Raw genomic sequence first — 3,012 nt, forward strand, 5'->3', positions numbered from 1 at the left:
CGCGAGCCAAGCGACGTCGCCACCCTTCCGCCGACCCTCCACCCCGGGTCGCTCGCCGGACTTTCGACCGTCAAGGGCGTCTCCGTCCAGTATCCCTTCGAGGGGCAGCACATGGTCCTCATCGGCCTGTCCGCCAAGGGCTCCTATCGGATCCAGGTGCTCAAGGACCCGTCGCGGCTCGTCATCGACGTGAAGAAAGGCTGAGCCTTTCTTTCATCAAGCCCTTCAAGCCGAGCCTTCCTCTCCGTTCGCCTTTCCGCCGCTCGGCTTGCCTCCGCGCTCGGCGCCGCTGGCGTTCCGCGATCTCCGCGTGGCGCGCGAGCACGCCCTTTTCGTAGGGGTCGCCGTCGATCGCCCGGTCCCATCGGCGTTCGCGGGGCCCGTCGCCGGCGGCGACGTCGGCGGCGCGAATGGCCTTCAGCTCGTCCGTGACGGCCGCCATGACCTTCTCCGTCGCCTCCGTCAGAAGCTCGTGCGTGACGTCGCGTCCGCGGTATGCCGAAAGATCGACGGGCTCGCCGACGCGCACGTCGCACGTCGTGCGCCGACGCCCGAATTTTCGCCAGGAAACTTTGCCCGTCCACGGGTCGATGAGGCCCTCGTTTCCCCAATGGGCGACGGGGACCACGGCGACGTCGGGGTTCGCCAAGGCCAGTCGCGCCACACCGGTTCGCGCCTTCATCGGCCAGCCCGACGGGTCGCGGGTGAACGTCGACTCTGGGAAGATGACGACGCTCTTGCCCTCGGCCAGGGCCCGAGCCATTGCTCCCATGGAAGAGGCCGGGCTGCCGCCGTCTTTCGGCGCGGAGGCGGCGTCGGAGCGATAGATGGGAATCTGCCCGGTTTTGCGCATGATCCATCCCAGAACCGGAACCGTGAACAGACGACGATCGCCATGGTGAGCCAGTCAAGGTGAAACGTGTGGTTGGCGGCCACCAAGAGCGGGCCCGAGGGCGGAATCCGCTCGGCGCCCGCGATCCTCGTTCTCTGGAGCGCGCCGGCCAGGACGAGCGCCGGCCGCGCGAGCAGCCGTGTCAGCAGAGGCATCGCCTCCGCCATCAGCCCTCCTTCACGACGTTGGCGCCGAGCGCTCTCAGCTTTTGCATGAAATGCTCGTAGCCGCGATCGATGATGTCGATTCCCGAGACGACCGACTCGCCTTCGGCGGCGAGCGCGGCGATGAGGTGGGAAAAGCCGCCGCGCAGATCGGGAACGTCGATGTCGGCGGCCCGCAGCTTCGTCGGCCCCTGAATGACCGCCGAATGATAGAAGTTGCGCTGCCCGAATCGGCACGGCAGCCCTCCGAGGCACTCCCTGTACGTCTGGATGGAGGCGCCCATTTCGTTGAGCGCCTCCGTGAAGCCGAAGCGCTCCTCGTACACGGTTTCGTGGACGATGGAAATGCCCGTGGCCTGCGTCAGGGCGACGACCAGGGGCTGCTGCCAATCGGTCATGAATCCCGGATGCACGTCGGTCTGAAGCGCCATAGAGCGCAATTCGCCGCCGGGATGCCAGAATCGGATGCCCTCGTCTTGCACGTCGAACTCTCCGCCGACCTTGCGGAAGACGTTGAGGAAGCTCGTCATCGACTGCTGCTCGGCCCCTCTGACGAAAACGTCGCCCCCGGTGGCCAGCGCGGCGCACGCCCACGAGCCCGCCTCGATCCGGTCGGGAAGCGCGGTGTGCGAGTATCCGCGCAGTTTGTCGACCCCCTCGATGCGAATCGTGCGGTCCGTGTCCACGGAGATGATCGCGCCCATCTTCTGCAAGATGGCGATAAGGTCCATGATCTCCGGCTCGACGGCGGCATTTGTCAGCTCGGTGATGCCTTGGGCCATGACCGCCGTCAAAAGGGTCTGCTCCGTCGCCCCGACGGAGGGGTACGGCAGGTGCACGGGCTTGGCCTTGAGCGGCTTTTCCGCTATGAGGTGCATGCCCGCAGCCTCTTGGATCCTGCGGGCTCCGAAATCCTCGAGCACTCTGAGGTGGAAGTTCACGGGCCGAGATCCGATGTGGCAGCCGCCGAGGTCGGGAATGAACGCCTCTCCGAGGTTGTGCAGCAAAGGCCCGGCGAAAAGGATGGGAATGCGCGAAGAGCCCGCGAGCGTGTCCATCTCCACCGGATCCTCGGGCAGGTTGATCGAGCCGGGGGTTATTCCCAGGACGCCGGCCTCTTGGTCGTAGTCGACGGTCGCCCCGTGCATGCGCAGCAGATCCGAGACGACGTCGACGTCGCGAATCAAAGGCACGTTGCGGAGCTTGGACTGCTCCGCAGAGAGCAAGGCGGCCACCATCGCCTTCGGGACCAGGTTCTTCGCTCCGCGCACGGTGACCTCACCGCGAAGTGGCGTGCCTCCCAGCACGCGAATCTTGCTGACCATATGCGTCCTCCAATGTCGACGGCCGCCGATAAAGTGTGCGTGTACTGGATCGGCTCGCAATCCGCGCATTCAAGAATAGCCGCTTATGGGCGCGAGGTGGATTCGCCGAGTGTGAATCCGCCCGCATGCTTGTGCGCCGCAAGGGCCTGCGCCGTTCGCGAAGCTCTAGCCGACGGCGCAGCCTGCCGCGACGGCGTCAGGCGATCGGGACGTCCCGGCCCACCGGCCGCGCCGAGACCACTGCGGCCTCCGGCAGGTGCTTCTTGGGCAGCGTCTTCGGCTTGAAGGAAGGCCGAGAAGCCTCATAGGCCTCGATGGCCCCTTCGTTCTGGAGGGTGATTCCGACGTCGTCGAGCCCCTCCATGAGCCGCCACCGCGTGTAGTCGTCGAGGTCGAAGCGGCAGGCGAAGCCCTCGGCGTGGATCGTTCGGCTCTCGAGGTCCACCGTGATCTCCGCGCCCGGGTTGACCTCGAGGATCTTCCACAGCTGCTCGACGTCCCCTTGCGCCACCACCCCGGCAACGAGCCCCTACTTGCCTGCGTTGCCGCGGAAGATGTCGGCGAACTTCGGGGCGAAGACGGCGCGGAAGCCGTAGTCCTTGAGCGCCCACACCGCGTGCTCGCGCGAGGA

General features: G+C 66.4%; 2 protein-coding genes and 2 pseudogenes. 1 reads left to right on the forward strand and 3 read right to left on the reverse strand.

Going from position 1 to position 3,012, the window contains the following annotated elements; genetic code table 11:
* A pseudogene (locus ACO48X_RS10945) lies at positions 1 to 204 on the forward strand (AMIN-like domain-containing (lipo)protein); the annotation flags it as partial.
* Here the strand turns inward: ACO48X_RS10945 and ACO48X_RS10950 are convergent.
* From ACO48X_RS10950 to ACO48X_RS10960, 3 genes and pseudogenes are all read right to left on the reverse strand, one after another.
* Complete coding sequence (locus ACO48X_RS10950) at positions 182 to 907, reverse strand: lysophospholipid acyltransferase family protein (RefSeq protein ID WP_485002120.1); 726 nt, start codon at positions 905 to 907, stop codon at positions 182 to 184. The pseudogene ACO48X_RS10945 and the gene ACO48X_RS10950 sit on opposite strands and share 23 nt — an antisense overlap.
* Before the next feature lie 151 nt (positions 908 to 1,058).
* Complete coding sequence (gene murA / locus ACO48X_RS10955) at positions 1,059 to 2,381, reverse strand: UDP-N-acetylglucosamine 1-carboxyvinyltransferase (RefSeq protein ID WP_485002119.1); 1,323 nt, start codon at positions 2,379 to 2,381, stop codon at positions 1,059 to 1,061.
* Between the two features lie 196 nt (positions 2,382 to 2,577).
* Positions 2,578 to 3,012: pseudogene (locus ACO48X_RS10960) on the reverse strand (3-isopropylmalate dehydratase small subunit); the annotation flags it as partial.

The organism is Peptidiphaga sp. (assembly GCF_057238965.1).

Coding starts and splice junctions, on each gene's coding strand:
- murA (WP_485002119.1), bottom strand. CDS start 2,381: ATGGTCAGCAAGATTCGCGTGCTGGGAGGCACGCCACTTCGCGGTGAG.